The organism is Bradyrhizobium algeriense (assembly GCF_003062295.1).
GTDB classification, from domain to species: Bacteria; Pseudomonadota; Alphaproteobacteria; order Rhizobiales; family Xanthobacteraceae; genus Bradyrhizobium; species Bradyrhizobium algeriense.
The window spans coordinates 477,046-502,764 of sequence record NZ_PYCN01000001.1 but is presented as its reverse complement, the minus strand read 5'-3'; the positions used below and the strand labels follow the sequence as shown (position 1 = coordinate 502,764).

Sequence of the window (25,719 nt, the reverse complement as noted above, 5' to 3'; positions counted from 1 at the left end):
GCCTTCGTGAAAAGAGCAACAACAGGCATTGTCGCCGCGGTACTGGCGCTGTCGGCGACGGTGGCATTGGCACAAGGCAAGCCGCCGCTCAAGCTCGGCGGCATCCTCGACATGTCCGGGCTTTACGCCGATATCACCGGCCCCGGCAGCGAGACCGCCGCGAAGATGGCGGTGGAAGACTTTGGCGGCGAGGTGCTGGGACGCAAGGTCGAGATCGTTGCGGCCGATCATCTCAACAAGGCCGACCTTGCCGCCAGCATCGCGCGCGACATGCTCGACAACCAGGGTGTCGAGATGCTGTACGACGTGGCGGCGTCTGCGACTGCCTTGGCCGCCGGCGAGATTGCGAAAGCGCGCAACAAGATCGTGATGTATAGCGGCCCCGCCTCGATCCGGCTGAGCAACGAGGCCTGCGGTCCCTACACCGTGCATTATTCCTACGACACGTTTGCGCAGGCCAACGTCACCGGGCTCGCCACCGTCAAGTCAGGCTTCGAGACCTGGTACTTCCTCACCGCAGACTATGCTTTCGGCCAGGACCTGGAAAAGGACACCACCAATGTGGTGGTGAAGGCCGGCGGCAAGGTGCTCGGCGGCGTCAAGCATCCGCTCAACACGTCGGACTTCTCCTCGTTCCTGCTGCAGGCGCAGAGTTCGAAGGCGAAGGTGGTGGGATTGGCGAATGCCGGCGGCGACACCATCAACGCGATCAAGCAGGCGGCGGAATTCGGGCTGACCAAGAGCGGCGGCCAGAAACTCTCGCCGCTGCTCGCCTTCGTGACCGACATCGACAGCGTGGGCTTGGAGACGGCGCAGGGCCTGTTGCTGGCGGAGGCGTTCTACTGGGATCTCAATGACGACACCCGGGCGTTCTCAAAGCGCTTCGTGGAGCGCGTCAAGCGGCCGCCGACCGCGGCGCAGGCCAGCGTCTACTCGTCCGTCGGCCATTACCTGAAAGCCGTGAAGGCCGCCGGCACCACGGACGCCGCTGCGGTCATGAAGGTGATGAAGGAGACGCCGGTCAACGACATGTTCGCCAGGAACGGCCGGATTCGCGAGGACGGCCGCATGGTGCACGACATGTATCTGTTCGAGGTCAAGAAGCCGTCTGAATCGAAGGCGCGCTGGGACTATTACAAGCTGCTGGCCACGATCCCCGGCAGCGAGGCATTCCAGCCGCTGGAAGCTTCGCGCTGCCCGCTGGTGAAGAAATAGATTAGAGGCGCTGCTGTCTCCTCGTCATTGCGAGCGAAGCGAAGCAATCCATCGCGCGGCATCAAGAAAGATGGATTGCTTCGTCGCTTTGCTCCCTTGCGCAAACGCTTCGCGTTTGTCGCAGGCAATGACGATGTGAGACCGGAATCCAATCTCAACCAACAACAACGAAAGCACGACACATGAGCGCAAACGAAATGGTTCTCCAGAATCTCGACACTGGGCTGCTCACCATCACCATGAACCGCCCCGACCGGCGCAACGCGCTCAATCCGGACATGACGCGCGGGCTGGTGGAGGCGGCGCGGCGCGCGGCGGAGGATCACGAGGTGCGCGCGGTGCTGATCAAGGGCGCGGGCGGCACGTTCTGCGTCGGCGGCGATGTCAAGTCGATGGCGGAGGGCAGGGCGCCGCTCGGCTTCGAGGCCAAGATGGCCAATCTGCGCCGCGGCATGGAAGTATCGCGGATCCTGCACCAGATGCCGAAGCCCGTGGTGGCGCAGCTCGATGGTGCTGCCGCCGGCGCCGGCCTCTCGATCGCGCTGTCCTGCGACCTGCGCGTCGCCAGCGCCTCCTGCAAGATCACGACCGCGTTTGCCAAGGTCGGCCTGTCAGGCGACTACGGCGGCACCTATTTCCTGACCCAGATGCTGGGCAGTGCGAAATCGCGCGAATTGTATCTGACCTCGCCGGTGCTGAGCGCGACGGAGGCCTATAATCTCGGCATGGTGACGAAAGTGGTGCCGGACGCCGACATCGACGCCGAGGCGCATGATCTCGCGATGTCGCTGGCGCAGGGGCCGTCGGTGACGCTGGGCTACATCAAGCGCAACATCAACAACGCCGAGACGATGTCGCTGGAAGCCTGCTTCGACGCCGAAGCGATCCACCACTCGCGTTCCGGCGACACCGCCGATCACAAGGAAGCGGCGAAAGCCTTTGTCGAGAAGCGCAAGCCGGTATTTCAGGGACATTGAGATGACCGAATATCTCAGGCTGCGGCAGATCTGCCTGGTGGCGCCGCATCTGGCGCCGGTGATCCCGGATATTTCCGCGATCATGGGCCTCAACGTTTGTTACCGTGACGGTAACGTCGCCAAATACGGGCTGGAGAATGCGCTACTGCCGGTCGACACCATTTTGCTGGAAGTCGTGGCGCCGACCCAGCCGGGCACCGCGGCGGGGCGTTTTCTCGACAAGACCGGCGGCCGCGGCGGCTACATGGCGATCTTCTGCTGCGACGATCCCGACGCGCGCGGCAGGCACGCCAATGGCATCGGCGTGCGCACCGCCAACGTAATCACGCACGCGCCCTATCACGGCGTGCAACTGCACCCGCGCGACTGCCGCGCGGCGTTCATCGAGTTCAACCACACCGATGGCAGCGACGATGTGCTGGGGCCGTACCCGCCGGCGGGGCCGGATTGGCAGAAGTCGATTCGGAAGGATGTGACGCTGGCGCTGACGGAAGTCGAGATGCAGAGCCCGGATCCGCAAGGGCTGGCGGAGCATTGGGGAAAGATTTTGGGGATCGCTGTCAGCGGTGGCGAGCCCACGTTGAAACTGCCCAATACCAGCTTTCGTTTCGTCAAGGGCGTGAGCGATCTGATGAGTGGGCTGACGTTCAGGGTCGCCGATATCGCCAAGGTGCGCGATGCGGCGAAGGCCAGGGGTTGCAAGGTGTCAGGCGATACGTTCGATCTTTGCGGGGTGACGTTCGGCCTGTTGGCGTGAGCACCGGACTTGAGCGCCACCTTCTCCCACAAGGGAAGAAGGGAAGAGACGCAAGCGGCGCGGTCTTACCGCCCCTTGAAGTTCGCTACCCGCCGTTCCGCCGTTGCCTTGACGCCTTCCTTGAAATCCTCCGTCGCGCGGAGCTTGGTCTGCTCCACCAACTCGTGGTTGGTGGCGGCCATCACGCGGTCGGCGAGGCCGGCGCGCATGGTGGCGCGGGTTGAGATCAGGCCGAGCGGCGAGCATTCGGCGATTTCGGCGGCGAGCTTCATCGCCTCAGCCCGCACCTGGTCCTGTGGCACGCAGATGTTGGCGAGGCCCATCCGCGTGGCTTCCTCGCCGGTGACGCGGCGGCTGGTGTAGAAGATCAATTCCGCATTGTTCTTGCCGACCAGTTCGGGAAGCGTCGCGGTCAGGCCGAAGCCGGGATGGAAGCCGAGTTTTGTGAAATTGGCGGCGAAGCGCGCTTCGGGGCAGGTAACGCGGAAGTCGGCGGATACCGCAAGCCCCAGTCCGCCGCCGATGGCGGCGCCATGGATGGCGGCGACGACCGGCTTCTTGTTGCGGAAGATGCGCACGGCCTGCACATAGAGATGGTTGATCGGCAGGTTCGCCGCCGGGTCCTTTTGCGCGCTGGCTTCCTGCTCCTGCCGCTTCGGATCGGAAAAATCGGCGCCGGCGCAGAACGCCTTGCCTTGCGCGGCCAGCACCGAAGCGCGGATTTCAATGTCCTTGTCGAACTCTTCCAGTGCATCCGCGATCTGGTTGATCAGGGAGACGTCGAAGAAGTTCAAGGGCGGCTTGCGGATTTCGATCAGGCCGACATGGCCGTGCTTCTCGACGCCGATATCAATGTATTTGGTCATAAAGGTTTCCTTCTTGAATTAGCGCAAACCAAGCCCGCGCGCTCAGCGCAGACCAAGCCCGCGCGCGATGATACCGCGCAGCACTTCGGTGGTGCCGCCCTGGATCGTCAGCTTGGGCGCGGTCTTGATGGCGAAGTCGAGCTGCTTTTCCAGTGTCTCGCGGTTGGTGGCGGTCTCCTCGACAAAGGCGGCGAGATCGCGCACGCGGTGCGGCAATTGCTGCTCCCACACCGTGCCGATGTCTTTCACGATGGAAGCCTCGACCACCGGCTCCTTGCCGGCCTGCAGCATGCCCGCCACCGAGACCGACATGCGCCGCATGGTGTGCACCTGCGCCACCAGCCGCCCGATGCCTTCGGCGCTGCGGGTATCCGGGTTGGTGCCGACGGCGCGGACCAGTTCGGTCAGCACGTAATAGGTTTCGAGAAAACGTTCCGGACCCGACCGTTCATAGGCGAGCTCGCTGGTCGCCTGCTTCCAGGCGCCGTCGATTTCTCCGAGCACATGATCGTCGGGAACGAAAAAGTCCGTGAAAACCACCTCGTTGAATTCATACTGCCCGGTGATCTGGCCGATCGGGTTCACCTGGATGCCCGGCTGCTTCATCTTGACCAGAAACTGCGTCAGGCCATGGCGGCGGTTCTCTTTGGTGGGCGGTGACGTCCGGAAGATCGCGATCATGTAATCGGCGATGTGGGCCGAGGAGGTCCAGATCTTGGTGCCGTTGATCAGATAGCCGCCGTCGGTTTTTGTCGCACGGGTTTTTGCCGCAAACAGATCGGAGCCCGAATTCGGCTCGCTCATGCCGATCGCGAAACATACCTCGCCGCGGCAGATGCGCGGCAGGATGTCCATCTTGATGTTCTCGGGCGCGTATTTCAAAAGCACCGGGCCGCTCTGGCGGTCGGCGACGAAGAAGCGCCGCGTCGGCGCGTTCGCCACGCGCATTTCCTCGGTCACGACATAACGCTCGAGGAACGAGCGCTCGTGGCCGCCGTATTTCTTCGGCCAGGTCATGCCGAGCCAGCCGCGGGCGCCGACCTTGCGGGAAAATTCCGGCACGTCGGTGTCTTCGCGGTTCGGCTTGTGCGGATCGAAGGTGCCGGCGGCGATTTCTTCGGCGAGGAAGGCGCGCACTTCCTTGCGCAACTGCTCGCATTCGCTCGGCAGGCGGATCGGATCGAAACGGAGGGCTGCGGTCATTCTGTGTCTCGACTTCTATCTGGTATCTGGCAAATCGGTGGTGTCAGCGCGAGGCCACCAGCGGCCACAATTCATCGGCGCCGCGGTTGCATACGAGCTTGCCGAGCTCGACCGCCCAATAACTTTCGGAACCGAAATCGTCGCGCCAGGCCAGCGCGCGCAGCGAATAGCGATGCAGGATGTGCTCGTTGGTGAAGCCGATCGCGCCATGCACCTGATGGGCAATGGCGCCGCCTTTCTCCGCTGCTTCCGCGCAGCGGATCTTTGCCGCCACCGCTTCGAGAAACACTTCGTCGTTGAAGGACGTCGCGTTGGCAATGGCGTCGGCGGCCGAGGTGGCCGCGGCAAGCGCCGCCGCCGACTCGCCGGCGAGCCGCGCCAGATTGTGCTGCACCGCCTGGAATTTCGAGATCTTCTTCTCGAAGGCTATGCGCTCGTTGGAATAGCGCACGGAAATTTCCAGCATCGATTCCAGCGCGCCTGCGATCTGCAGGGACCGCGCGACGCCGCCCATCAGCATCAGCCGGGTCTGGTCGAAACCTTTTGGCGCCGGCTTGATTGTGACCGGCTGCACCTTGTCCAGCGTTACGGTGCCCGAATTGTCGCCGCCGAGATTGAGGCCGGTCTCGATCCGGCCCTTGGTGGCATCGACCAGTGCGATGGAGACGCCGCCCTTCGCATCGCTTGCGAGCACCGCAAAATGCTTTGCCGCCTTGGCAAACGGCACGCTGCGCGCCTTGCCGGAAAGGCTGCCATCGGCATTGACGGTCATCCGGTCTTTCGGGCTCGCGGGCACCACCGTCATCTCGCCATCGGGCGAGGTAATTTTGGCCTGCGCCAACAGCCAGCCTGCCAGCATGGTCTCGGCAAGCGGTATCGCGATCGCGAAGCGTCCGGCCGCGCTGAGTACGCTGAAACCTTCGGCGAGCGAGGCGCCCGAGCCGCCGCAATCTTCGTCCACCCACGCCAGCGGCAGGCCGGCGTCCGTCAGCGCCTGCCACAGCGGCGCTTTCCACTCGCCCTTGTTGTCGCGATTGATGGTTTGGGCGTCAGCGAGATCGGCGAAGATTTTCTCCGCGGTCTCGGCAACGATGTTCTCACTCTCCGCCACAGCGTTCCCCGATTTGAAATTGGCAGGCCAATCCCGACGGTTATGCCGGGGTCGACTGCGGTCTTTTCTTGCGCTTTATGATGGGCAAAAGCCATAGCCATGACAAGTCCGTGACAAGCGCTGTCCGCAGGGCGGCCTGCGGCGGTGGCATGAAGGTCATCAGGCAAAGAATAAATTCCGCGCAACGGATTTCCCGAGTTTGCACACCGTTCATCGCGGGATATGGTAGCGGTGAAGCCTGTCCACGGGCGGTTCGAAACCCAGCCAAAAGCAACAAGAGGAAATGCGGATGTCGAAGGATGGTTTGTGCGCGATTGTCACCGGTTCTGCCTCGGGCCTCGGGGCCGCCACCGCCGCCATTCTGGCAAAGGGTGGCGCGCGCATCGTCGTCAACTATTCCAACAGCAAGGCGGAAGCTGAAGCGACCGCCGATCTCTGCCGCAGCGCCGGCGCCGAAGTCGTCGTGGTGCAGGGCGACGTCTCGCGCGACGAGGATTGCAGGAAGATTGCGGCAGCGGCTGCGCCGTGGGGCCGTCTCGATGTGCTCGTCAACAATGCCGGCACCACCAAGCATGTGCCGCATCATGATCTCGAGGGGCTTTCGGCCGAGGATTTTCAGCGCATCTACGCCGTGAATACGATCGGGCCGTTCCAGATGATCCGCGCGGCACGTGCCCAGCTCGAAGCCGGCGCGAAGGCCTCAGGCCTGCCGTCCGCTGTGGTCAACGTGTCGTCGGTCGCCGGCATTTCCGGCGGCGGCTCCTCGGTCGCCTATGCCGCCAGCAAGGGCGCGCTCAACACCATGACGCAGTCGCTGGCGCGCGCGCTGGCGCCTCTGATCCGCGTCAACACGGTGTGCCCCGGCTATATCGATACGCCCTGGTTCACCAAGGGCCGCGGCGAAGCCGGCGCCAAGGCGGTGCGCGACGCCGTGGTGGCGAAGGTGCCGCTGAAGGTCGCCTCGACGGCCGAAGACATCGCGCAACTGGTGTGCTTCCTGGCGTCGCCGGCATCGAGCAACATGACCGGCGAGTTCGTGCGCATGGATGCGGGGATGCATCTGGTGTTGTGAGGACGGATTCGTAGCCCGGATGGAGCCAACGGGTCGCGCGAATGCGCGCCCGGCGACGAGCGCAATCGCGCTCGCACAGTGATGAAAGGCTCCGCGAAATCCGGGAACGACAGCGGCAGTGGCCCCGGATTTCGCTTCGCTCCATCCGGGCTACGGCCTGATGCGGCTACGCTGTCACCTGTTACCCGGATCGGAGATCATGCCCCTCGCCACCAGCCGGTTCCAGATGAACAGCACCACCAGCGCGCCGATGGTGGCGGTGATGAAGCCGGCGCCCTGATCGGGGCCGTAATGGCCGATGGCCTGGCCGATCCAGGTCGCCAGAAACGCGCCGGCGATGCCGAGCACCGTGGTCAGGATAAAGCCGGTCGGGTTGTTCTGGCCCGGCGAAAGGATGCGCGCGATGATGCCGGCGACGAAGCCGACGACGATTATCCAGATGATGCCGCCCATGGCTGTTCCTCTCCGATGCGTCGATGATGAAGCAGAGCGGCGCGGACCGCGCGCCGCTTAAACGGCGTCAGATCCGTTCCGACAATTCGTTCTCGTTCGGCAGCCGTCCATCCGGCGTCAAGTGATTGACGACGTCGGGCAAGAACTGGCTGAGGCCCTGCAGCAAATCGTTGCGCGAGAGGCCGCTTTGGGAGGCGAGGGAATCGATCTGGTCAGCGCCGAGCGCGTTGGCGAGGTCGCCGGGTGAGACCTGCTTGTTGGGGCCGTTGCTGACCCACGAGTCGGCCTGATCGCCCAGTCCGTTCTGCTGGAACTGTTTCAGGAGATCGCCGAGGCCGCCGCTCAGGATGGTACCGGCCGCGCCGCCCGCGAGCAGACCGCCCAATCCGCCCTTGAGCATGTCGCTCATACCGCCCGCGCCGCCGCCGGGCATGCCCGCAGTCACATTGCCGGGTGTGGGAGCGGGTGTGGGGCGCGGCGCGGAGCCGGTCTGGTTGCCGCTGAAATGCTTGATGCCTTTCCAGGCCAGCAGCGCCAGGATCGCCATGGTGAGGGGCGACATCCCGCCGCCTTCATCCTTTGCGCTGGGCGTGCTCGGGCCGCGTGGGCCATTCTGCATGCCGTTGAGTACGTCGAGTAAACCCATGGTCGTCTCCTCCGCGTAGCCCCGCGTGAAACATAACGGTGGCGTATGACGGTTACAAGGAGCGGGCGGCCGGCGCCTGCGATAGGCACGGTCCGCGCGCTCTGCTATTTGAAACCCGGTGCAACGCGGTGGGCGGCGAAATGGTTTCAGGCCAAACGATCGGTATTGCAGGGGCGGGCAGCATCGGCTGCTTCGTCGGCGGCATGCTGGCGGCCGGTGGCCGCCGCGTTGCGCTGCTGGGGCGTCCGCGCGTGATCGCTGAAATCGAAGCCCACGGCTTGCGGCCGACGAGTTTTGAAGGTTTTGACCAGACTATCACGCGCGATCGGTTCGCATTGTCGGAAAATCCTTCCGTTTTTGAGGACGCTGGCATCGTGCTGGTCACGGTCAAGAGCGCAGATACCCCTGCCATGGCCGACATCATCGCGAGGCACGCACCATCCGATGCCGTCATCGTCAGCCTGCAGAATGGTGTCGGCAACACTGCCGTCCTGCGCAACCGCCTGCCGGGACGGCGCGTGCTCGGTGGCATGGTGGGATTCAACGTGATTGCGCTCGGCAACGGGCGGTTTCATCGCGCCACTTCCGGCGGCATTGTCATCGAGCAGGATGAGGCGCTGCCTGCCGGGAAGCTGTCGGTGCCGGGCCTGACGATACGGTCGACCGACAACATCGACGGCGTGCAGTGGGGCAAGCTGTTGCTCAATCTCCTCAATGCGCTTAACGCGCTGGGCGATCTGCCGCTGCGCCGGCAACTCAGTTCGCGGCCATGGCGGCGCTTGTTCGCCGATCAGATGGCGGAAGGTTTGGCTGCGATCCGCGCCGAGGGCATCAAGCCGGTCTCGCCGACGCCGCTTCCAGCTGCATGGATGCCGCCGCTGCTGCGGCTGCCAGACCCGATCTTCGAAGCGATGCTGGGACGGACGATGAAAATCGATCCCGAGGCGCGCTCGTCGATGTGGGAAGATCTGAAGCACGGCCGGCGCACCGAGATCGATTATCTGCAAGGCGTCATCACCGGGATCGCCGAACGTCGCGGCCTGGAAGCGCCGCTGTCGCGCCGGATCGTGGAACTGATCCGGCAGGCCGAGCGCGAGGCCAAGGGCTCGCCCGGCCTGACGCCGGAGCAGATTCGCGCTGCGAATTGATTTGGCAGAGCGCGCTCGACTTGCTTGAAATGAGCCGGTTGCGCGATTTCGGGGCGCGCCGGGGGAGAAACGGATGAAACAAACAGTTCTGGCGCTAATGGCGGTGGCCGCCCTGGCGGTCTGGGGGGCGCCTGCTCCTGCTTATGCCGTGCCGCCGACCGCGACGCCGTCACCGGGCTATGACGCGCGGTTGCAGGAACAGCGGGCGGCGCAGCGCAGGCATGTCGAGCCCGCGCTCAAACCTGCTCCAAAGCACCGCGGCAAGAAAGCACCCGCGCATTGATGCCGAAGTCGCCTACCGGAAGTTCTGGGCGATGATGATCACCGATTGAACGGCGACGGTCGTCATGCCCGCGAAGGCAGGCATCCAGTAATCGCCGGCAGATTTGGGAGACACTGCTGTATCCGCGATAGTTCTGTGGATACTGGATTCCCCGCCTGCGCGGGGAATGACGGGCGGGTGCGTCAGCTCTTCTTCTGCTTGGCCGCCGCTTGCTGCTGTTGCTGTGGGTTGAACAGCTTCTTAAGCTCGTTGACTTTCTCTGAAAGCCGCGGCCATTCGCAAGAGAATTGGTTCTTGGCGCATTGGGCAGCCCTGATGCGTGCCGCCTGCTTGACCGGACTTGCCACCGGCACCGGCACCTTTTCGGTTTCAGCCGGTGGAGGAGATATCAATTCGGTGCGCAGCGAAACCTGCTGCCACTCCTGCGCCTGCCCCTGCGGCGGCTCCGGCTGTTGCTGCTTGGCCGCCAGCGCCGCGGCGATGTGGTTGCGCCGCTCGCGCTCGAGGTAGGCGGTATATTGCTCGTCGATTTTCTTCTGCTCTTCCGGCGTCGGGTTGGGGCCTGCGATGTCGAAGGTCCGGTCCTGCATGAAGTCGTAATAGGTATAGCCGCCGCCGGGCTTGCGGCGGCCGGCGAACTTGGCGTTGCATTCGGCGAGCTTCGCCGTCTTTTCTTCCTTGGTCTTCGCCTTCTCGGCTACATCGGCGCAGGATTCGAAATCGACAGGCGCGCTGCGCCACCACTGCGCGTCGCAGCGCACCGGGGCCAGCACGACGAGGCTCCCGATGGTGGCAACAACAAACGAAGATGCACGTGAGGCGATCACGGACGGTACTCTCCAGTCGAATTCTCTAGGGAACTTTGATTGAGCCGATTGTCATCATTTTGGCAGCGCTGTCACCCCGAAATTGCACGACTTTCCCGCTGTCGTTGTGACTCTATCCGGTAGATGTGACCGATGGAACACAGTGCTATGTCATTGAAAATTATCGAAGAAATTCAACGGCAAGGCACGAGGCGCGCACGATGCTGCAGCGATTCCAGGCGCACCATCTGAGGGCGAGCGGATAAGTGCGACACATTGTGGCAAGAATCAGTCGGTTCCTCGCGCGCGGGCCAAGGTGCGCGATGCCGTTTCATGGAACGTAGCGCGATAGAGCCTGGCGAATTCGCCCATGTGATGGAAGCCGTTGGCTCGGGCGCACGACGTCACGGTGATGGCGTCGGACCCTTTCACGAGTTGTGCGCGGGCCGACCAAAGCTGCTTGAGACGCAAATAACGATGCAGGCTCATGCCGCGGACGCTTGCCACCGCCGTGCCCAGGGTTCTGACCGAGACGCCGCATTGTTCGGCGAGGTCGGCGCTGTAGATCGCCGAGGCGGCATGAAACGCGACATAGTCGTCGATCCTTCGAACGAGGCGGCAATAGCTCCTGCTTGCAAGCCGGCCCGCCAATTCCGGCGCTTTGCCGCTGCGGAACATTTCGTCGATGGCGAGCAGCAGGCCCTCCTGCATTGCAAGCGCCGAGTGCGGCTCCTGCAACAGGTCCGGTTTGGCGGAAGCCGCCTGCAATATACCTGTTGTGACGGATCTGACCGTCGCCAGCGCGTCGGGGTCCGGCGTGAACGGGCACAGCTCGTCCGGCGTATCGAACCATTCGCGATCCCGCAGGCCGGCGCCAAGGGTGACGATCGCGTGCAGCGATCCACGGGGTTCGACGAACTGCAAATCCAGATTGCCGCGCATGCCGATAAAGGCCGGACGATTCACGGACATGCCGTTGACGGAGACCTCGTAGGCGTCCTCGAGCTGGAAGATGACGACGCCATGCGGCGCGCGGTAGCTGACATCGACGATGCGGGGAAACGAGGTGAGCACGGCGATCTGGCAGCCAGGCAACTGCACCATCGCGCGCGCGGTATGGAAATTCGCCAGGTTCAGCGGGATGCTGCGCGCATCGGCGACGAATTCGACTGGCCGGAAGGCGTCGATGTCGGAAAATTGCGTGATCGAAAGCGCCGGTGAAGGCGAAAGGTTCTGGAACAGCATTTTGAGGTGACCGGCGCCCGAATCGTCGAATCCGGTCCTTAACGTCGAACGCTCTGGTTAACTTGGTGTTAACAAGTGTGGCCGGTGGGAGGTTGCGATTGCGGCCAGCTGCGTGAGCATGGCCGCGGGTTCGATACCGCAGGCGGGGAAAAAACTACCGAGGAATTCGAAGGACTTAGCCTGCGGCGAGGCGGACGGCCGCGCCCGCCGGTCCTGGTGCGGGGCGAGGTGTTGCAAATCCATTATAGCTGCTCATGCGGAATGCTATTTGTTGTGCGGCAACGGAGGACTTCATGGTGTTGTGCCATGCGGTGACCCGAGGCAATTGGTTCAGCACGCACTTCGCGCAGCGCGGAGCCGGCTGCCGATGTTGCGCCGGCGGTCGGAATGGCAGAAAAAGCCCGGCCTAAACACAAGGGGGAAACAGTCTTTATGAGCATCACCACGGCCATGACGAGCGTGCCGAAGCCCGCGCCTGAGCTGATCGAAGCGTTCAGGGGCGCGCCGACCTCTGTGATCAGCGACAACCTTGCCCGGCTGCCGGGCGCCGTAGGCCTGCGGCCGTTCCATCGCGGCAGCAAGCTGGTGGGCGTCGCGTTCACCGTGCGCACGCGGCCGGGCGACAATCTTGCGATCCACCGGGCGCTCGAACTGGTCGGGCCCGGGGACGTGATCGTGGTCGATGGCGGCGGCGACGAGACGCGGGCGCTGGTCGGCGAGATCATGAAGACCATCGCTGAGCATCGCGGCGCTGCCGGTTACGTGATCGACGGCGCGATCCGCGACGTCTCGGCTTTCGCCGCATCAGACTTTCCCTGCTTTGCGCGCGCTGCGATCCATCGCGGTCCCTACAAGAGCGGTCCGGGCGAAATCAACGTGCCGGTATCCATCGGGGGCTCGGTGATCTCCCCCGGCGACATCGTGGTCGGCGACGAGGACGGCGTGGTGTCGTTTCCCGCCGCGACGGCAGCCACCGTGCTGGAAGCGGTTCGCGCCCAGATCGCGCGCGAGGAGCAAACCATCATCTCGATCCGCGAAGGCCGCTACCAGGGCAGCTACGGCAAATCTTGACGGATAAGTCCTGATCGCTGTGCGAAGGCGCCAAGGAGCACTTCAAGGAGAACTTCAAGGAGAAACGATGAGTCAGAAGGACGAATTTCATAATCTCGACAATCCGCATGATGGTCTGTTGCGCGAACTCGCGTCCGGCGTCACGACGCGAATCTTCTGCGGCGAGCATGCGATGCTGTCGGTGGTGACGCTGGCGCCGCACGCGCAAGGCACCCTGCATCATCACCCCGAGGAACAATGGGGCGTGCTGCTCGATGGCTCGGCCATCCGGGTTCAGGGCGGCGAGGATATTCCGGTCAGGAAGGGCGATTTCTGGCGCACGCCGGGAAATGTGCCGCACACCATGCGGGCTGGACCGGACGGCGCGCGCGTGCTTGACATCTTCAGCCCGCCGCGGCCCGAGTACAAAAAGGCCGGGTCCGGCTTCGGCACTTAAGATTCGGCACTTAAGACAAAGTCTGCGAAAAACAAAAAAAGCGCAGCCACAATCGGGAGGAGACACTTGGTGAAGATTACCAGACGCAATCTGCTTGCGGCTTCGGCCGCGTTCGCGGTGACGCCGGCATTGGCGCAGCCGGCCAAGAACATGACGCTGGTGGTGCCGTTCCCGCCGGGAGGCTCCACCGACGCGCTGGCGCGCTTGCTGCAGTCTCACCTGCAGACGAAGCTCGGCCGGACCGTGCTGGTGGAGAACAAATCCGGCGCAGCCGGCTCGCTCGGCGCCGTGCAGGTCGCCAAGAGCGCGCCTGACGGCGCGACGTTCCTGGTGACCTTCGACTCGCACGCGGTCATTCCCTCGATCCTCGAAAAGCCGGGGCTGGATGTCGAGAAGGATCTGGTGCCGGTGTTTCTCGTGGGCACCGCGCCGTACGTCCTCGCCGCAAACGCCGAGCGGCCGTACAAGACCTTTGCCGACGTGGTCGCTGCGTGCAAGGCAAGTCCCGGCGAGGTGAAATACGCCTCCGTCGGCATCGGCACGCTCGGCCATCTCGCGATGACGGTGCTGGGCAAGAAGGCCGGCGTGGAGATCACGCATGTGCCTTACCGCGGCGGCGGCCCGGCGATGAACGACGTGCTCGGCGGCCATGTCGACATGATCATCGGGTCGGCGGCGCTGGTCACGGCGCAACTGGGCACCAACAGGCTGCGGCCCATCCTGCAAATGGGACGCGAGCGGATGGCTGTGCTCAAGGACACGCAGACCGCGATCGAGGCAGGCTTCCCCGATTTCGAGACGCTGGCCTGGTGGGGCGTTTTCGCCCCAAAGGACACGCCGCCCGATGTCATCGCCAGCATGGCGAAATCGGTAAAGGAGATTCTGAGCGAGCCGGCGGTAGCGACGCAATTGCAGGAGACCCAGCAGATGACGCTGCTGCTCGCCGACGGCAAGGAGTTCTCGACGTTCTTCGCCAAGCAGGTCAGCATCTGGGGCCAGGTCGTGCGGGAGAATAATATCAAGGCGTAGCGGGCCGTTACGCGAAGGCCGGCATGCTGGCAGGAGCCGTCGGTGGACGGCTCCTGTTGGCTTTCGCGATCAAATATCCCGAGCGTCCTCCGATGGAGGAACCCGGCCTTGTTCAATGTGGGCCCGAGAACGGTCCGGAGGGCTGGCGATGACGCGCCCGCTTTGCTATGAAGCGGCCAAGCACCTGCTTACGCAAGCGGGTCCGCGGTCCCGTAGCTCAGCCGGATAGAGCGACGGTTTCCTAAACCGTAGGTCGCATGTTCGAGTCATGCCGGGATCGCCAGTTTCAGAATCCAACGACCCAATAATGACGGGCATTTCTCGTCGTGGGCGCGTGGCTGGCGGCGCATCCAAGATCGATTTTGCCGGCGATAAGATGGTTGGCCCCGATCTCGCCGAGGACCGTGCCAACCGGATCAAGGGATCCGGTCGGCATGCTGACCGCTGCAGTCACGAAGGCGCCGATACTTGAGCTTCTGAAAGCGGACACCGCTCTTTCTCAAGACGCGTGGCTTGAGGAAGAGGCCAAAAAGGGCCGCTCGATCCAGGTTCCTTCTTTTCGCGAAGCGCCTGATCACCCGTCGGTATCTTTCCGAGTGGTTGATCACGGCCTGCCCTGTACGTAGGATTTGCCCGTCACACCAATCCTCGTCACGTTTTCGCGACGCGCGCATGTCAGGCGGTCGGCGGGACCCGCTCGAACAGATGCTCGTAATGCAGCACCAGTCCGGTATCGTCGACCACCAGATCCGCTTCAAAGCCGAACGACAGCCCACGATCCACGTAGCGTACCCGCCCGGGGCCTTGCCGGTCGTAGCGTTGGCGCGACCGTGCCACCGTCAACGCCGGCCCATCGATGAAGGCGGTATCAAGCGGCAGGCTTTCTCCTGCGCCAAGGGGCGTCCTGCGGATTGGGAAGGTGTTGCAGAATGGCGTGATCGACAAGTCAGGCTCCTCGGCGCCTTCGAGGTCCGGCCGCAGCACGCCGTCGACCCGCCAGCCCGTTCCGGCGCGTTCCAGACGCAGCAGACCATGGCCTTGCGAGTTCCAGCGCTCCACGGTGACGGTCAGCGCGTGCCACTCGGGATCGAGCCGCCAGCGGTGGTCGATGCGATAACCGCCGGATTCGAGGCAGATCGTGGTGGCGGTGGCCGTGACCTGGTCAGGCTCGATTGCCAGTTCCAGGCGTTCGAGGCCCTCGATATCGGTCCGGCGCCAAAACAGGACGGATGTGCTCATGGCAAGTCTCCTTCCTTTCCCTAGCCTTTATCCTACGGGGGCAAGGATCATGCGTTACGCTGCCACGGATCGAACACCCACATGTGTTCGAAGACTTTCCATGAAGTGAGTCGGTTTCCTAAACCGTAGGTCGCATGTTCGAGTCATGCTGGGATCGCCACTCTTTCGATGGGCCAGGGTCCAACTACGGCTGGCCCTAACCCGGCTCCGTATAGATTTGCAGGAACGCCATCGTTGTGTCCCGCGCCCGTCGCGCGATCTCAGCTGCGTTCGGGCGGTCGGCGACCTGAAGCAGCAGGCCGGTCATCAGGTCGCCCCAGAGCAGGCCCAAGAATTTTTCGGTCATCGCGTCGGGATCGCCAATGACAAGCCCGGCTGACCTGGCGTTTGCCATGATCGTTCGCAATGCTTCACGCGTGGGCTTGCGAGCGATCGATTCCAGCGCTTGCGCGACCTTTGGTGCGTGCACGGTTTCGGATATCGCCAGCCGGAACACCGCGACGACGACTGGATCAGTCGTTCCCGTCAGAAGCCTCGTTCCAAAAGCGGTCAGCACTTCGGCCAGGATTTTTCTGTCGCGCAGTTCAGGAAGATCGGCCGGTGCCTTCAGCCGTTGGGCGCGCTCGGTGATGCAGGCGACGAGCATCGCTTCCTTGTTGCCGAACAGCGCGTAAAGCTCGCGTTTCGAAACGCGCGCGCGCGTCGCAATCTCCAGCGTGCTGGTCTGCGCATAGCCGCCCTCCATGAACGCCGAAAGGGCCGCGCCGAGGATCCGCTTCCGGGCCTCGGTCCCTTCGGTTTCCGCCTCGCGCGCCTTCATCCTTGGACTCATCGCCTGATTTTTCCGCTTGACTTGGTACCAGCCAGTACCATATTTCGATTTATCCGGTACCGGATCGTACCAAACTAAATCCGGATGTAAAGGATGGGAGATCATGAACAGACGCCAACTATTGGCTGCTGCGCTGGCGCCGCTCGCATGGCGAGCTGCCTCTGACGCGCTCTCATCAAAGGCATTTGCGGCAACTTCGGAGCGCGATGGAAAGATGAGCAAGACAACGCAACGCATCATCGAATGCAACGGAATCCGCATCAACATCGCCGAGCAGGGCGAGGGACCGCTGGTGCTGCTGTTGCACGGCTTTCCTGAATCCTGGTTCTCGTGGCGGCATCAGATCGACGCGCTTGCTGCCGCCGGCTTCCGCGTTGTCGCTCCCGACATGCGCGGCTACGGCAAGAGCGATGCGCCGCAGGCAATCGACCAGTACACGATCCTGCATCTTGTCGGCGACATGGTCGGCATTCTCGATGCGCTCGACGCCGCGACCGCGGTCATCGTCGGGCATGATTGGGGCGCCAGCGTCGCCTGGCAGGCGGCGCTCATGCGGCCCGACCGTTTCAGGGCGGTCGCAGCGCTCAGCGTGCCGTTCCGGCGGCGCGGCAAGGCGCCGCCGACAAGCCTGATGCCCCGTAACGAGCATGCGCAATTCTATCAGCTCTATTTCCAGGAGCCGGGGCCGGCCGAGGCGGAGTTCGGGCGCGATCCACGCGCGACCATTCGCAACATGCTGTTCGGAGCGTCCGGCGATGGCGTGGCCGCGGCGCGTGCGGCCATCGCTGCCGGCGGGCCCGCGCCTAACCTTGGCATGGTGCCGAAGGGGGGCGGCTTTCTGCAAGGCCCCGACGCGCCGAAAACCCTGCCGTCCTGGATAGCCGAAAGCGACATCGATTTTTACGGCGAAGAATTCAAGCGCAGCGGCTTCCGCGGCGCGCTCAACTACTACCGCAACATCGATCGCAACTGGGAAATCACGGGCGCGATGGCCGGCCTGCAGGTATCTGTGCCGGCGCTCTACATCGCGGGTGATCGCGACTTTGTGGTGTCCTTCCCCGGCACGGACCAGTTGCTCGCAAACCTGAAGACCTTCGTTCCCGGCTTGCGCAAGATCCAGATGCTTCCCGGTTGCGGTCACTGGACCCAGCAGGAGCGGCCGAACGAAGTCAGTGCCGCGCTCGTCGAATTCATTCGAGCGCTGCCGAGCCGCTCATGACGACACTGACATCCCACCAATCCTCGTCGCCGGCAAATCAAGCGACCACGATCAAACAGAGCGCGATGCTCGGCGGCCCGATCCTGCCGACGCTCCTGAAGCTCGCGTTGCCGACCGTCGTGGTGCTGGTCGTGCAAACGCTTGTCGGGGTGGCGGAGACCTATTTCGTCAGCTTTCTCGGAACGGAGGCCTTGGCCGGGGTCAGCCTGGTGTTTCCCGTCTTCATGCTGATGCAGATGATGTCGAACGGCGGCATCGGCGGCGGCGTCGCATCGTCGATCGCGCGCGCGATGGGCGCAGGCAAAGTGGCAGAGGCCGAGGCGCTCGCGCTGAACGCCCTGGTTCTTGCCATTGTCTTCGGGGTGATCTTTGCCGGCGCCGAATGGCTGTTTGGCGAGGCTGTTTACGGCTTGCTCGGCGGTCAGGCGGGAGCCCTCGGCGCGGCGCTCGCATATGGCCACGTCATCTTTTCCGGGGCGGTCCTTGTCTGGATCGTCAGCCTGCTGGCGGCGGCCCTTCGCGGCGCGGGCAACACGGTCGCGCCGGCGGCCGTCATTCTGCTGGGCGTGTTCGTGCTGCTTCCGCTTTCGCCGGCGCTGATTTTCGGCTGGGGCCCTTTTCCGCGGCTGGGCGTTATGGGAGCCGCGGTCGCTGTCGTCGTCTATTATCTTGTCGGCGCGATTGTGTTGATCGCCTACATGCGTTCGGCCAGAACCTCGTTGCATTTGCCCTTCGACGCTCGGCTCATCAAGTGGCGGCTGCTCGGCGATATCCTTCGCGTCGGCGGATTGTCAGCCATCGGCACCATCCAGGCCAATTTGACGGTGGTGCTGGTCACCGGCGCGGTGGGGCTGTTCGGCACGGACGCCATCGCAGGATACGGAATCGCTTCGCGACTCGATTACATCCAGATTCCGCTGCTGTTCGCGTTTGGCAGCGCGGCGCTGACCATGGTCGGGGTGAATATCGGGGCCGGCCAGGTCAGGAGGGCGGAACGCATCGCGTGGATTGCCGCGCTCTTCGCGGCCGGTGTCACCGGGATCCTCGGGCTTTTCGTGGCACTGTTTCCCCACGCCTGGCTGACGATGTTCAGCACCAATGCCGAGGTTCTTGCCGCCGGCTCGCTCTATTTTCGTACCGTGGCGCCGTTCTACGGAATATCAGGTCTCGGGATGCTGCTGTATTTCGTGGGTCAGGGCGCAGGCAACGTGATGTGGCCGGTTCTCGGCGGGACCGTTCGGTTGTTCATCGCGGCCGGTATCGGCTGGGTCATTGTCGTCGATCTCAGCGGAGGATTGCGGGAGCTCTTCATGGCAGGCGCCACCAGCTCGATCGTTTCCGCTGCCATTGTCGCAGGCGCGCTTTGGCTTCGCGGCTGGAGCCCGGCCGGGAAGGTTTCGAAATAGTTTTCGGCATGCGTCAGCTTCGCTTGCTGCGGCTCGCGATGTCGCGGCCTACGCCCTTTTCCAGAAGCGCCCTGAAATTCGCCCGCGCGCGTTGCGCTTCGCGCTTTGCAGTTTCCGACGCCTCGCCGAGGCCGAAATAACCGTGGATCAGGCCTGGGCCGTCGTAATAGCTGGTCGGAACGCCGGCGGCGGCAAGCGCGTCGGCGTAGGCCTTGCCCTCGTCGCGGAGCGGATCGAACCAGGCGGTCGCGACGATCGCCGGTGCTACGCCAGCGAGGTCTTTGGCGCGTAGCGGCGATACGCGCCAATCAGTGCCATGGGTCTTGTCGGCGAGATAATGGCCGCAAAACCATTCCATGGTGGCGCGGGTCAGGAAATAACCTTCCGCGTTCTCGCTGCGCGAGGGAAAGCGCGCGTTTTCTTTGGCATCCGCGAAATTGCCGAAGACGTCGGTGACGGGATAGACCAGCAGTTGCGCCGCCAGTCTTATGCCGGCGTCGCGGCAGGCGATCGCCGTGGTGGCCGCCAGATTGCCGCCGGCGCTGTCACCGGCGACGCCGACGCGCTTCTCATCGCCGCCAAATTCGGCGATGCGGGCGATGACGTCCTTTGTCGCCGCAAAGGCATCCTCGAAGGCGCCGGGAAAGCGCACCTCGGGCGGGCGGCGATAATCGACCGAGACGACGACCGCGCCGGTCTCAATCGCAAGCCAGCGCGCCTGCCGGTCATGGGTGTCGAGATCGCCGGCGACCCAGCCGCCGCCGTGGAAGAATACCACCGTTGGTGATTTCTCGCTCGCGTTCCGGTAGGCCCGCGCGTTCAGGAAGCCGGCGGCGCCTTTCACCTTGATGTCCTCCGCGCTCATCACCGACGGCGGCGGGACGGCCGCGCGCGAGGCGGCCAGCGCGCGCAGCGCATCGCGCGCGCTCTGCGGCGTCATCGTCGCGGCATCGCGGAGCGGCAGCAGCGGAATGATCTGGGCGACGACGGGATCGAGCGGCGTAATCATGCGGGGACGCGCCTCGTTGAGGAATAAGGCGGCAGCATAGGTAACGGGCGCGGTTGCCGCAATCGCGGCGTTCTGCCGGGTAGACGAGCCGATTTCCATCAATTGATGACGAGCCCTGCAAGCAGATGCACGGCAATTGTCTGATTTTTCCGCAGTTGCCGCTTGCGGATGCATCGCGATGACAGACCAGCAGTTGCTTCGCGCGAAGCGCGGCAGTCCTTAGAGAGATTCAATTCCCGCAGTGTTCTATTCATTCGCAGAGGCTGCTACACGCGGCTCGCGTGAATCCTGTTTTGTGAATTGGAAGTGAAGTGGCGACCAGTGCTGATTGTCGGCTCGTAGAGGACCATCGAAATCGAATCGACAAGCGCCACGCGCAACTACTTATCGGTGCGGCACTCCTGCTGGTCGATCTATCGTTCTCGACGACGATGGCAAATGCGCAATCGAGCGTTGGACTGCCGGCGGTGACGGTCGAATCGCCGACGCAAAGGCAGAAGCTCGCCCGACCGGCGGGCCCTTCTGCGCAGCGGACCCAGGCTGCAGCGGCGCGCCAGCGAAATCAAAATGCGACACCTGCGCAACCGACGCCGTCGGAGCGCGCAGCCGCTGCCGCAGCAGCGCAGTATGAAGCCAAGCTCGGCTATCGCGCGATGCCGAGCTCGACCACGCTGCGCACCGGCGCTTCCCCGCTCGACACCTCGCAATCCGTCAATATCGTACCCGAGCAGGTCATCAAGGATCAGCTGCCGCGCAATCTCGACGATGCGCTCGTCAATATCAGCGGCGTCACCCAGACCAACACGCTCGCCGGCACCCAGGACGCTGTCATCAGGCGTGGCTTCGGCGACAATCGCGATGGCTCGGTCATGCGCAACGGCATGCCGCTGGTTCAAGGCCGAAGCCTCAATCCCGCCGTCGAAAGCGTCGAAGTGCTGAAAGGACCGGCTTCACTGCTGTACGGCATCATGGACCCCGGCGGCATCGTCAACACGATCAGCAAGCGTCCGGAGCTCTATCAGCACGGTTCGATTTCGGTGCTGGGCTCGACCTACGGCTCAAAAAACGGCGCGGACGCGACCTTCGATATTACAGGTCCGATCGGCAAGGACGGGCTGGCCTATCGCTTCATCGCCTACGGCGTCAATGAGGACTACTGGCGCAATTTCGGGCGCCACCGCGAAACGCTGATTGCGCCGTCGCTGGCGTGGTATGGCGAAAACACCACGGTCCAGCTCAACTATGAGCACCGCGACTTTCTTTCTCCGTTCGATCGCGGCACCGCGCTCGACTCCCGCACCAACAAGCCGCTTGCCATACCATCGACGCGCCGGCTCGACGAGCCCTACAACAATATGTGGGGGACGTCCGACCTGATGCAGGCCTCGGTCGACCACCGGCTCAACGAGGACTGGAAGCTGTATGCGGGCTACAGCTACAACACCGAAAGCTTCAGCGCCAATCAGCTGCGCATCACCGCGGTCAATCCTGTCACCGGCATCATAACCCGCAGCAATGACGGCACCCGGGGCTCGCTCAGCAACGTCAGTTACGGCACGTCGTACCTGCAGGGCGGATTCTGGCTCGGCGGCATGCGCAACGACGTGCTGTTCGGCGGCGACGCCCAATATCGCACGATCTATCGCAAGGACCTGATCCGGCAGACGACCCCCAACGTGTTCAATATCTACAATCCGGTCTATGGCCTGCTGCAGCCAGGTACCACCATCGCGCCCACCGATAGCGACCAGACCGACAAGCTCGGCACCCGCGCGCTGTTCTTCCAGGATACGCTGCACCTGACCAACCAGCTCGCGCTGGTCGGCGGCGTGCGTTACATGGAATACGAACAGCTGGCGGGGCGCGGGCGGCCATTCAAGGCCAACACCAATCTCACCGGCGACAAGGTGCTGCCGCTCGGAGGCGCGATCTACAAAGTCACCGAACAGATCTCGCTTTATGCCAGCTATACGCAGTCGCTGAAGCCAAACTCGACGATTGCGCCTGTCGATGGTGGCGTGATCGACTCCAACGTGAAGCCTGAAGAAGGCGTCTCGTGGGAGACCGGCATCAAGTTCGACGTCAACAAGCGACTGTCCGGCACGATCGCACTCTACGACATCGACAAGAAAAACGTCATGGTGTCCCAATTCAATACCGCGACCGGCAGCAACGATCGACGCACCGCTGCCGCTGTGCGCTCGCGCGGCGTCGAGATCGACGTCACCGGCAAGCTGACCGACAGCTGGAGCATGATCGGCAGCTACGGCTATACCGACGCACGGGTGACCGAGGACCCGGTCCTGACCGGCAAGGCACTGCAGAACGTGGCTCTGAACACGGCCTCTCTTTATCTGGTCTACGACTTCGGTACGGCCTTGCCGGGCCGGCTTCGGGTCGGCGCCGGTGCGCATTATGTCGGCGACCGGCCGGGCGACGCGGCGAACACGTTCGTCCTATCGTCCTATATCGTCGCCGACGCCTTTGCGACCTACGAGACCAAATACGAGACCCTGCCGGTGATCTATCAGCTGAACGTCAAGAACCTGTTCGACAACGTTTACTATCCGTCGGCGGTGAATCGGCTCAACGTCGCAATGGGCGACGCGCGACGGGTGTCGCTGTCGGCGACGGTGAAGTTCTGAGAACGGAGATGCGAAGGCGGGCGACCAGGCTGCCCCTTGTACTTGCGTCGCTGTGGCTCGCCGGCAGCGCCGCAACCGCCCAGGCTGACGAGATCAATCTCTATTCGACGCGTGAAGCGCCCCTGATAGAACCGGTGATCGCGTCGTTCACGGCGGCGACGGGGATCAAGGTCAACCTGACCTACGTCGAGGACAATCTCGTCAAGCGCGTCACCGCGGAGGGCGATGCCTCCCCCGCCGATGTGCTGCTGACCATCGGCCTCGACAAGACCTCGCAATTCGTCACCAGCCGTCTCACGCAGACGATCACGTCGCCGGTGCTGGACAAGGCAATCCCGGCGCAACTGCGGGATCGCGGCGCGCAATGGATCGGATTGTCGGTCCGGCCGCGCATCGTGATGGCGCGCGCCGATGCGGCGCTCGGCGCGATCCATTATGAGGATCTCGCCGAACCGAAATGGCGTGGCAAGTTGTGCATGCGCTCGCCACTACATCAGAACAATGTCGCGCTGATCGCGGCCTATCTTGTTCATCATGGCGAGGGAGCGACAGAGGCCTGGCTCAATGGCTTGAAAGCCAATCTGGTCCACAAACCGGCCGGCAAGGACAACGACGTTATCCGCGAGATCGCGCAAGGCACGTGCGAGATCGGCATCGCCAATACCGTTGCTTTGGCGCAACTGCGAGCCGGACGGGAAGGCGGTGACCGGGGCGGATGGGCCCGAGCGGTCAAGGCGGTGCCGACGATGTTCAAGGGTGGCAACGCTCATGTGAATCTGACCGGCGCGGCCATTGCAAAGCACGCGCCGCATCCGGCCGCAGCGCAAAGATTCCTCGAATTCCTCGTCACACCGGCGGCGCAACGGATCTATGCCGCCGCGGAACTGGAATATCCCGTGCTTGCAACAGCGGACCGCGATCCGATCCTCGTCGAGATCGGATCGTTCCCGATCGATGCTCTGCCGATCGATCAGATTGCCGCACATCAGCAGGCGGCAATCGCCCTGATCAAGAAAGTCGGCTTCGACGAGTGAGCTGCCTTGCGCGGGAGCGCGTGTGGTGCAGAGGCAGCAAGGCAAAAACAATATTTCGAAATATGCCGCGAAATTAACATTATTCCTCGCAGTGAGTGCCGTCAGCGTGATGCGTAAGTGCACCTCCGCCTAACATAGAGCTATTATAATCTGCGCATGCGCCCGTCGGATGGCCGCGCTGTCGGCTGTCCGGTATTGTGCAACAAACTCGCCGCTTTCGGCGGCTGAGCCGTTCTCCCCAAAGATATTCCCTCCGTTCATGAGCAAGCATCCGATCAAGGCCGGCCTGTTGCAGGTCCATTCCGTCATTGGGCTTGCCATCTCGCTGGTACTGGCCGTGATCGGGATCACCGGGGCGACGATGAGCTTCGAGGATGAAATCGGCGCCAGCCTGAATGCCGGGATCATGCGGGTCGAGGCCCGCTCGGCGCCGATGCTGACGCCGGATGCGCTGATTGCGCGGCTGCAGGCCGCCCAAGATTTTGGCCATGATCTTGGCAAGGTTTCGGCCGTGACGATGGCAAGTGATCCGTCCAGAGCGGTGCGCATCCGCTTTGCCCGCAACGAAGGCGGCTCGCGGCCGTCCTCGGTCTTTGTCGATCCGTATGATGGCCACTTGCTCGGCACGCCGCGGGGTGAGTACTTTTTCGCCACCGTCCGCAAACTACATCGCTGGCTGCTGTTGCCGGGCGATGCCAACGGCTTTGGCCGGCAGATTACCGGTGTGGTGGCGGTCGGCCTGATCGTGATGCTGGTCTCCGGAATCGTGCTGCGATGGCCGCGCCGCGCCGGCAGCGTGAAAATGTGGCTGAAGCCAAATCTGGCATTGCGCGGCCGCGGCTTCCACTGGTCGCTGCATTCCGTCGCCGGCACCTGGGTGCTCGTGATCTATCTGGTGATGGCGCTCACCGGCCTGTGGTATTCGTTTGACTGGTACAAGAACGGCGCCACCTGGCTATTGTCGCGCCCCTCGGTCGTCGCAGCACCGATGCAACCGAAGATGCAGCCGAAATCGCCGCGGGGCACTGGCACTGGTACTGGCGCAACCGACGCCGCACCGCTTGCGCTCGATCGTGCATGGTCCGCGTTCCTGCACGAACAGGGCGGCCGTTTCGCAACGGCGCAACTGACGCTGCCGGCTGGCGCGGGGACGGTCGTGCGTATCAGGTCCTGGGCACGCGATGGGTCGCATGATGGCGCGCGGGACGAACTCCGGATCGATGCCGTGACCGGCCGGCTGGTGTCGTCGGAGATTTACGCGGACAAATCAATCGGCGAGCGGGTTCTCGCGAGCGTGCTGGATATTCACCGCGGCAGCATCCTTGGCTGGCCGGGCAAGCTGCTGTTCATGGTAGCCGCAGCGCTAATGCCGCTGTTCGTGGTCACCGGCTTCATGCTGTATCTTTCGCGCCGAAAGCATCGGCGGATGTCGCGGCCAACGGTCGGGAGCCTGGTCCCGGGCGAATGAAACGCGCAGCCATCTGACACACGCCGGAACCCGACGGGCCCGGCCCTGCAATCGCGGCATTTGGCCTAAGCAGACCAGCCGATTTCCTTCAATTGATAACAAGTCCTGCAAGCCGATGCGCGGTGGGCGTTACTGGAATCGCGCTCCGTTTACTTCTTGTTATCCGTAAACGGTCGTGCGCGGGGAACGGGCGGGCGCGCTGCTCATTACTCCTTCCAGAGGGAGTGGTGCCATGAATCAGTTAGCCGGAGTGAATAATCAGTTAGCCGGAGTGGATCGGGCGCTCGACGAAATGCTGGTGCAACTCGGTGGGATTGTGCTGAGGCTGTCCAGCCCGGATGTGACGCGGACGCCCGAAGAGCGGCACGCGCTGGCGTGCTCGGTCAATCAATATTCGGTGTGCGCGGCGCGCTCGGGCGATCCGCGCGTGCACCAGCTCAAGGTCGAACTGGAAGAGACGATCAAGCCGCATCTGCGGCTGGTCGCCAACCAGTGAAGCGCGCTGCCTGATTCATCTGTGACGCAAGCCGCGTCGGGAAGGGCGGCCGG

26 protein-coding genes and 1 tRNA gene are annotated in these 25,719 nt (G+C 63.4%); 17 read left to right on the top strand and 10 right to left on the bottom strand.

Annotated elements, in window-relative coordinates; all coding sequences use genetic code 11:
• The first annotated feature begins 6 nt into the window (after nucleotides 1–6).
• The 3 genes from C7G61_RS02430 (at nucleotide 7) to C7G61_RS02420 (ending at nucleotide 2,949) form a co-directional block, all read left to right on the top strand.
• Entirely contained in the window at nucleotides 7–1,215 is a 1,209-nt protein-coding gene (locus C7G61_RS02430) for an ABC transporter substrate-binding protein (protein ID WP_244608101.1), read from the top strand.
• A gap of 182 nt (nucleotides 1,216–1,397) precedes the next feature.
• Complete coding sequence (locus C7G61_RS02425; protein WP_108512444.1) at nucleotides 1,398–2,192, top strand: enoyl-CoA hydratase; 795 nt, start codon at nucleotides 1,398–1,400, stop codon at nucleotides 2,190–2,192.
• Between the two features lies 1 nt (nucleotide 2,193).
• The gene (locus C7G61_RS02420) at nucleotides 2,194–2,949 is read left to right on the top strand and encodes a VOC family protein (protein ID WP_190241629.1); all 756 of its coding nucleotides are present in this window, start codon (nucleotides 2,194–2,196) and stop codon (nucleotides 2,947–2,949) included.
• 65 nt (nucleotides 2,950–3,014) lie between these two features.
• Here the strand turns inward: C7G61_RS02420 and C7G61_RS02415 are convergent, their stop codons facing one another.
• Genes C7G61_RS02415 through C7G61_RS02405 form a run of 3 tightly spaced genes read right to left on the bottom strand, consistent with a single transcriptional unit; the run spans nucleotide 3,015 to nucleotide 6,129 of the window.
• Complete coding sequence (locus C7G61_RS02415) at nucleotides 3,015–3,815, bottom strand: enoyl-CoA hydratase/isomerase family protein (RefSeq protein ID WP_108512443.1); 801 nt, start codon at nucleotides 3,813–3,815, stop codon at nucleotides 3,015–3,017.
• 42 nt (nucleotides 3,816–3,857) lie between these two features.
• Nucleotides 3,858–5,018, bottom strand: coding sequence for an acyl-CoA dehydrogenase family protein (locus tag C7G61_RS02410; RefSeq protein WP_108512442.1), 1,161 nt, complete (start codon nucleotides 5,016–5,018; stop codon nucleotides 3,858–3,860).
• 43 nt (nucleotides 5,019–5,061) lie between these two features.
• Nucleotides 5,062–6,129 carry an acyl-CoA dehydrogenase family protein gene (locus tag C7G61_RS02405; RefSeq protein ID WP_108512441.1) on the bottom strand — a complete coding sequence of 356 codons (1,068 nt, stop codon included), beginning with the start codon at nucleotides 6,127–6,129 and terminating at the stop codon, nucleotides 5,062–5,064.
• 289 nt (nucleotides 6,130–6,418) lie between these two features.
• On the opposite strand from C7G61_RS02405, the gene C7G61_RS02400 reads away from it, so the two are divergent.
• The gene (locus C7G61_RS02400) at nucleotides 6,419–7,201 is read left to right on the top strand and encodes an SDR family NAD(P)-dependent oxidoreductase (RefSeq protein ID WP_108512440.1); all 783 of its coding nucleotides are present in this window, start codon (nucleotides 6,419–6,421) and stop codon (nucleotides 7,199–7,201) included.
• Between the two features lie 174 nt (nucleotides 7,202–7,375).
• Here the strand turns inward: C7G61_RS02400 and C7G61_RS02395 are convergent, their stop codons facing one another.
• On the bottom strand, nucleotides 7,376–7,654 hold the full coding sequence (locus C7G61_RS02395; RefSeq protein ID WP_108512439.1) for a GlsB/YeaQ/YmgE family stress response membrane protein: 279 nt from the start codon (nucleotides 7,652–7,654) through the stop codon (nucleotides 7,376–7,378).
• 67 nt (nucleotides 7,655–7,721) lie between these two features.
• The gene (locus tag C7G61_RS02390; protein ID WP_108512438.1) at nucleotides 7,722–8,300 is read right to left on the bottom strand and encodes a YidB family protein; all 579 of its coding nucleotides are present in this window, start codon (nucleotides 8,298–8,300) and stop codon (nucleotides 7,722–7,724) included.
• Nucleotides 8,301–8,440: 140 nt separating this feature from the next.
• Between C7G61_RS02390 and C7G61_RS02385 the strand changes: the two genes are divergently transcribed.
• Together C7G61_RS02385 and C7G61_RS02380 are read left to right on the top strand one after the other, a co-directional pair.
• Nucleotides 8,441–9,448 (top strand): 2-dehydropantoate 2-reductase, encoded by a 1,008-nt coding sequence (locus C7G61_RS02385; RefSeq protein ID WP_108512816.1) that lies wholly within the window; start codon nucleotides 8,441–8,443, stop codon nucleotides 9,446–9,448.
• Nucleotides 9,449–9,521: 73 nt separating this feature from the next.
• Nucleotides 9,522–9,731 carry a hypothetical protein gene (locus C7G61_RS02380; RefSeq protein WP_108512437.1) on the top strand — a complete coding sequence of 70 codons (210 nt, stop codon included), beginning with the start codon at nucleotides 9,522–9,524 and terminating at the stop codon, nucleotides 9,729–9,731.
• A gap of 182 nt (nucleotides 9,732–9,913) precedes the next feature.
• Here the strand turns inward: C7G61_RS02380 and C7G61_RS44420 are convergent, their stop codons facing one another.
• Both C7G61_RS44420 and C7G61_RS02370 read right to left on the bottom strand, forming a co-directional pair.
• Nucleotides 9,914–10,558, bottom strand: a complete 645-nt coding sequence (locus tag C7G61_RS44420; RefSeq protein WP_190241628.1) for a hypothetical protein — start codon at nucleotides 10,556–10,558, stop codon at nucleotides 9,914–9,916.
• 267 nt (nucleotides 10,559–10,825) lie between these two features.
• On the bottom strand, nucleotides 10,826–11,782 hold the full coding sequence (locus C7G61_RS02370; protein WP_244608100.1) for a helix-turn-helix domain-containing protein: 957 nt from the start codon (nucleotides 11,780–11,782) through the stop codon (nucleotides 10,826–10,828).
• Nucleotides 11,783–12,214: 432 nt separating this feature from the next.
• On the opposite strand from C7G61_RS02370, the gene C7G61_RS02365 reads away from it, so the two are divergent.
• The 5 genes from C7G61_RS02365 to C7G61_RS43765 all read left to right on the top strand — a co-directional run bounded on the left by C7G61_RS02365 (nucleotide 12,215) and on the right by C7G61_RS43765 (nucleotide 14,944).
• Nucleotides 12,215–12,853, top strand: a complete 639-nt coding sequence (locus tag C7G61_RS02365) for an RraA family protein (protein ID WP_108512436.1) — start codon at nucleotides 12,215–12,217, stop codon at nucleotides 12,851–12,853.
• Between the two features lie 67 nt (nucleotides 12,854–12,920).
• Nucleotides 12,921–13,289, top strand: a complete 369-nt coding sequence (locus C7G61_RS02360) for a dimethylsulfonioproprionate lyase family protein (protein ID WP_108512435.1) — start codon at nucleotides 12,921–12,923, stop codon at nucleotides 13,287–13,289.
• 69 nt (nucleotides 13,290–13,358) lie between these two features.
• A complete protein-coding gene (locus tag C7G61_RS02355; protein ID WP_108512814.1) occupies nucleotides 13,359–14,318 on the top strand; it encodes a Bug family tripartite tricarboxylate transporter substrate binding protein in 960 nt (319 codons plus the stop codon).
• Between the two features lie 206 nt (nucleotides 14,319–14,524).
• Nucleotides 14,525–14,601: transfer RNA gene (locus tag C7G61_RS02350), tRNA-Arg, on the top strand.
• Nucleotides 14,602–14,752: 151 nt separating this feature from the next.
• Nucleotides 14,753–14,944, top strand: a complete 192-nt coding sequence (locus tag C7G61_RS43765; RefSeq protein WP_145963543.1) for a hypothetical protein — start codon at nucleotides 14,753–14,755, stop codon at nucleotides 14,942–14,944.
• A gap of 49 nt (nucleotides 14,945–14,993) precedes the next feature.
• Here C7G61_RS43765 and C7G61_RS02340 read toward each other — a convergent pair whose 3' ends face one another.
• A complete protein-coding gene (locus tag C7G61_RS02340; RefSeq protein WP_108512433.1) occupies nucleotides 14,994–15,557 on the bottom strand; it encodes a putative glycolipid-binding domain-containing protein in 564 nt (187 codons plus the stop codon).
• 196 nt (nucleotides 15,558–15,753) lie between these two features.
• A complete protein-coding gene (locus C7G61_RS02335) occupies nucleotides 15,754–16,650 on the bottom strand; it encodes a TetR/AcrR family transcriptional regulator (protein ID WP_244608099.1) in 897 nt (298 codons plus the stop codon).
• Here C7G61_RS02335 and C7G61_RS02330 point away from each other — a divergent pair.
• Together C7G61_RS02330 and C7G61_RS02325 are read left to right on the top strand one after the other, a co-directional pair.
• Nucleotides 16,604–17,608, top strand: coding sequence for an alpha/beta fold hydrolase (locus C7G61_RS02330; RefSeq protein ID WP_108512812.1), 1,005 nt, complete (start codon nucleotides 16,604–16,606; stop codon nucleotides 17,606–17,608). The genes C7G61_RS02335 and C7G61_RS02330 overlap by 47 nt on opposite strands.
• The gene (locus C7G61_RS02325) at nucleotides 17,605–19,014 is read left to right on the top strand and encodes an MATE family efflux transporter (RefSeq protein WP_244608098.1); all 1,410 of its coding nucleotides are present in this window, start codon (nucleotides 17,605–17,607) and stop codon (nucleotides 19,012–19,014) included. The genes C7G61_RS02330 and C7G61_RS02325 overlap by 4 nt, the downstream gene beginning before the upstream one ends.
• 13 nt (nucleotides 19,015–19,027) lie before the next feature.
• On the opposite strand, the gene C7G61_RS02320 is transcribed toward C7G61_RS02325, so the two are convergent.
• A complete protein-coding gene (locus tag C7G61_RS02320) occupies nucleotides 19,028–20,023 on the bottom strand; it encodes an alpha/beta hydrolase (protein ID WP_108512811.1) in 996 nt (331 codons plus the stop codon).
• A 431-nt stretch (nucleotides 20,024–20,454) separates the two neighbouring features.
• On the opposite strand from C7G61_RS02320, the gene C7G61_RS02315 reads away from it, so the two are divergent.
• The 4 genes from C7G61_RS02315 to C7G61_RS02300 all read left to right on the top strand — a co-directional run bounded on the left by C7G61_RS02315 (nucleotide 20,455) and on the right by C7G61_RS02300 (nucleotide 25,666).
• Nucleotides 20,455–22,668, top strand: coding sequence for a TonB-dependent siderophore receptor (locus C7G61_RS02315; protein ID WP_108512810.1), 2,214 nt, complete (start codon nucleotides 20,455–20,457; stop codon nucleotides 22,666–22,668).
• Between the two features lie 8 nt (nucleotides 22,669–22,676).
• On the top strand, nucleotides 22,677–23,702 hold the full coding sequence (locus tag C7G61_RS02310) for an extracellular solute-binding protein (protein WP_108512431.1): 1,026 nt from the start codon (nucleotides 22,677–22,679) through the stop codon (nucleotides 23,700–23,702).
• Between the two features lie 259 nt (nucleotides 23,703–23,961).
• Entirely contained in the window at nucleotides 23,962–25,170 is a 1,209-nt protein-coding gene (locus C7G61_RS02305) for a PepSY-associated TM helix domain-containing protein (RefSeq protein ID WP_108512430.1), read from the top strand.
• A 232-nt stretch (nucleotides 25,171–25,402) separates the two neighbouring features.
• Entirely contained in the window at nucleotides 25,403–25,666 is a 264-nt protein-coding gene (locus tag C7G61_RS02300; protein WP_108512429.1) for a hypothetical protein, read from the top strand.
• Nucleotides 25,667–25,719: the final 53 nt, after the last annotated feature.

Bases quoted from the DNA above. Each gene is read 5' to 3' on its own strand.
- C7G61_RS02305 (WP_108512430.1), top strand. From the start codon at position 23,962: ATGAGCAAGCATCCGATCAAGGCCGGCCTGTTGCAGGTCCATTCCGTC.
- C7G61_RS02380 (WP_108512437.1), top strand. From the start codon at position 9,522: ATGAAACAAACAGTTCTGGCGCTAATGGCGGTGGCCGCCCTGGCGGTC.
- C7G61_RS02415 (WP_108512443.1), bottom strand. From the start codon at position 3,815: ATGACCAAATACATTGATATCGGCGTCGAGAAGCACGGCCATGTCGGC.
- C7G61_RS02390 (WP_108512438.1), bottom strand. From the start codon at position 8,300: ATGGGTTTACTCGACGTACTCAACGGCATGCAGAATGGCCCACGCGGC.
- C7G61_RS02325 (WP_244608098.1), top strand. From the start codon at position 17,605: ATGACGACACTGACATCCCACCAATCCTCGTCGCCGGCAAATCAAGCG.
- C7G61_RS02360 (WP_108512435.1), top strand. From the start codon at position 12,921: ATGAGTCAGAAGGACGAATTTCATAATCTCGACAATCCGCATGATGGT.
- C7G61_RS02385 (WP_108512816.1), top strand. From the start codon at position 8,441: ATGGTTTCAGGCCAAACGATCGGTATTGCAGGGGCGGGCAGCATCGGC.
- C7G61_RS02315 (WP_108512810.1), top strand. From the start codon at position 20,455: ATGGCAAATGCGCAATCGAGCGTTGGACTGCCGGCGGTGACGGTCGAA.
- C7G61_RS02420 (WP_190241629.1), top strand. From the start codon at position 2,194: ATGACCGAATATCTCAGGCTGCGGCAGATCTGCCTGGTGGCGCCGCAT.
- C7G61_RS02395 (WP_108512439.1), bottom strand. From the start codon at position 7,654: ATGGGCGGCATCATCTGGATAATCGTCGTCGGCTTCGTCGCCGGCATC.
- C7G61_RS02410 (WP_108512442.1), bottom strand. From the start codon at position 5,018: ATGACCGCAGCCCTCCGTTTCGATCCGATCCGCCTGCCGAGCGAATGC.
- C7G61_RS02320 (WP_108512811.1), bottom strand. From the start codon at position 20,023: ATGATTACGCCGCTCGATCCCGTCGTCGCCCAGATCATTCCGCTGCTG.
- C7G61_RS02365 (WP_108512436.1), top strand. From the start codon at position 12,215: ATGAGCATCACCACGGCCATGACGAGCGTGCCGAAGCCCGCGCCTGAG.
- C7G61_RS02300 (WP_108512429.1), top strand. From the start codon at position 25,403: ATGAATCAGTTAGCCGGAGTGAATAATCAGTTAGCCGGAGTGGATCGG.
- C7G61_RS02340 (WP_108512433.1), bottom strand. From the start codon at position 15,557: ATGAGCACATCCGTCCTGTTTTGGCGCCGGACCGATATCGAGGGCCTC.
- C7G61_RS02335 (WP_244608099.1), bottom strand. From the start codon at position 16,650: ATGCGGATTCCGTTGCATTCGATGATGCGTTGCGTTGTCTTGCTCATC.
- C7G61_RS43765 (WP_145963543.1), top strand. From the start codon at position 14,753: ATGCTGACCGCTGCAGTCACGAAGGCGCCGATACTTGAGCTTCTGAAA.
- C7G61_RS02330 (WP_108512812.1), top strand. From the start codon at position 16,604: ATGAGCAAGACAACGCAACGCATCATCGAATGCAACGGAATCCGCATC.
- C7G61_RS02310 (WP_108512431.1), top strand. From the start codon at position 22,677: ATGCGAAGGCGGGCGACCAGGCTGCCCCTTGTACTTGCGTCGCTGTGG.
- C7G61_RS02400 (WP_108512440.1), top strand. From the start codon at position 6,419: ATGTCGAAGGATGGTTTGTGCGCGATTGTCACCGGTTCTGCCTCGGGC.
- C7G61_RS02425 (WP_108512444.1), top strand. From the start codon at position 1,398: ATGAGCGCAAACGAAATGGTTCTCCAGAATCTCGACACTGGGCTGCTC.
- C7G61_RS02370 (WP_244608100.1), bottom strand. From the start codon at position 11,782: ATGCTGTTCCAGAACCTTTCGCCTTCACCGGCGCTTTCGATCACGCAA.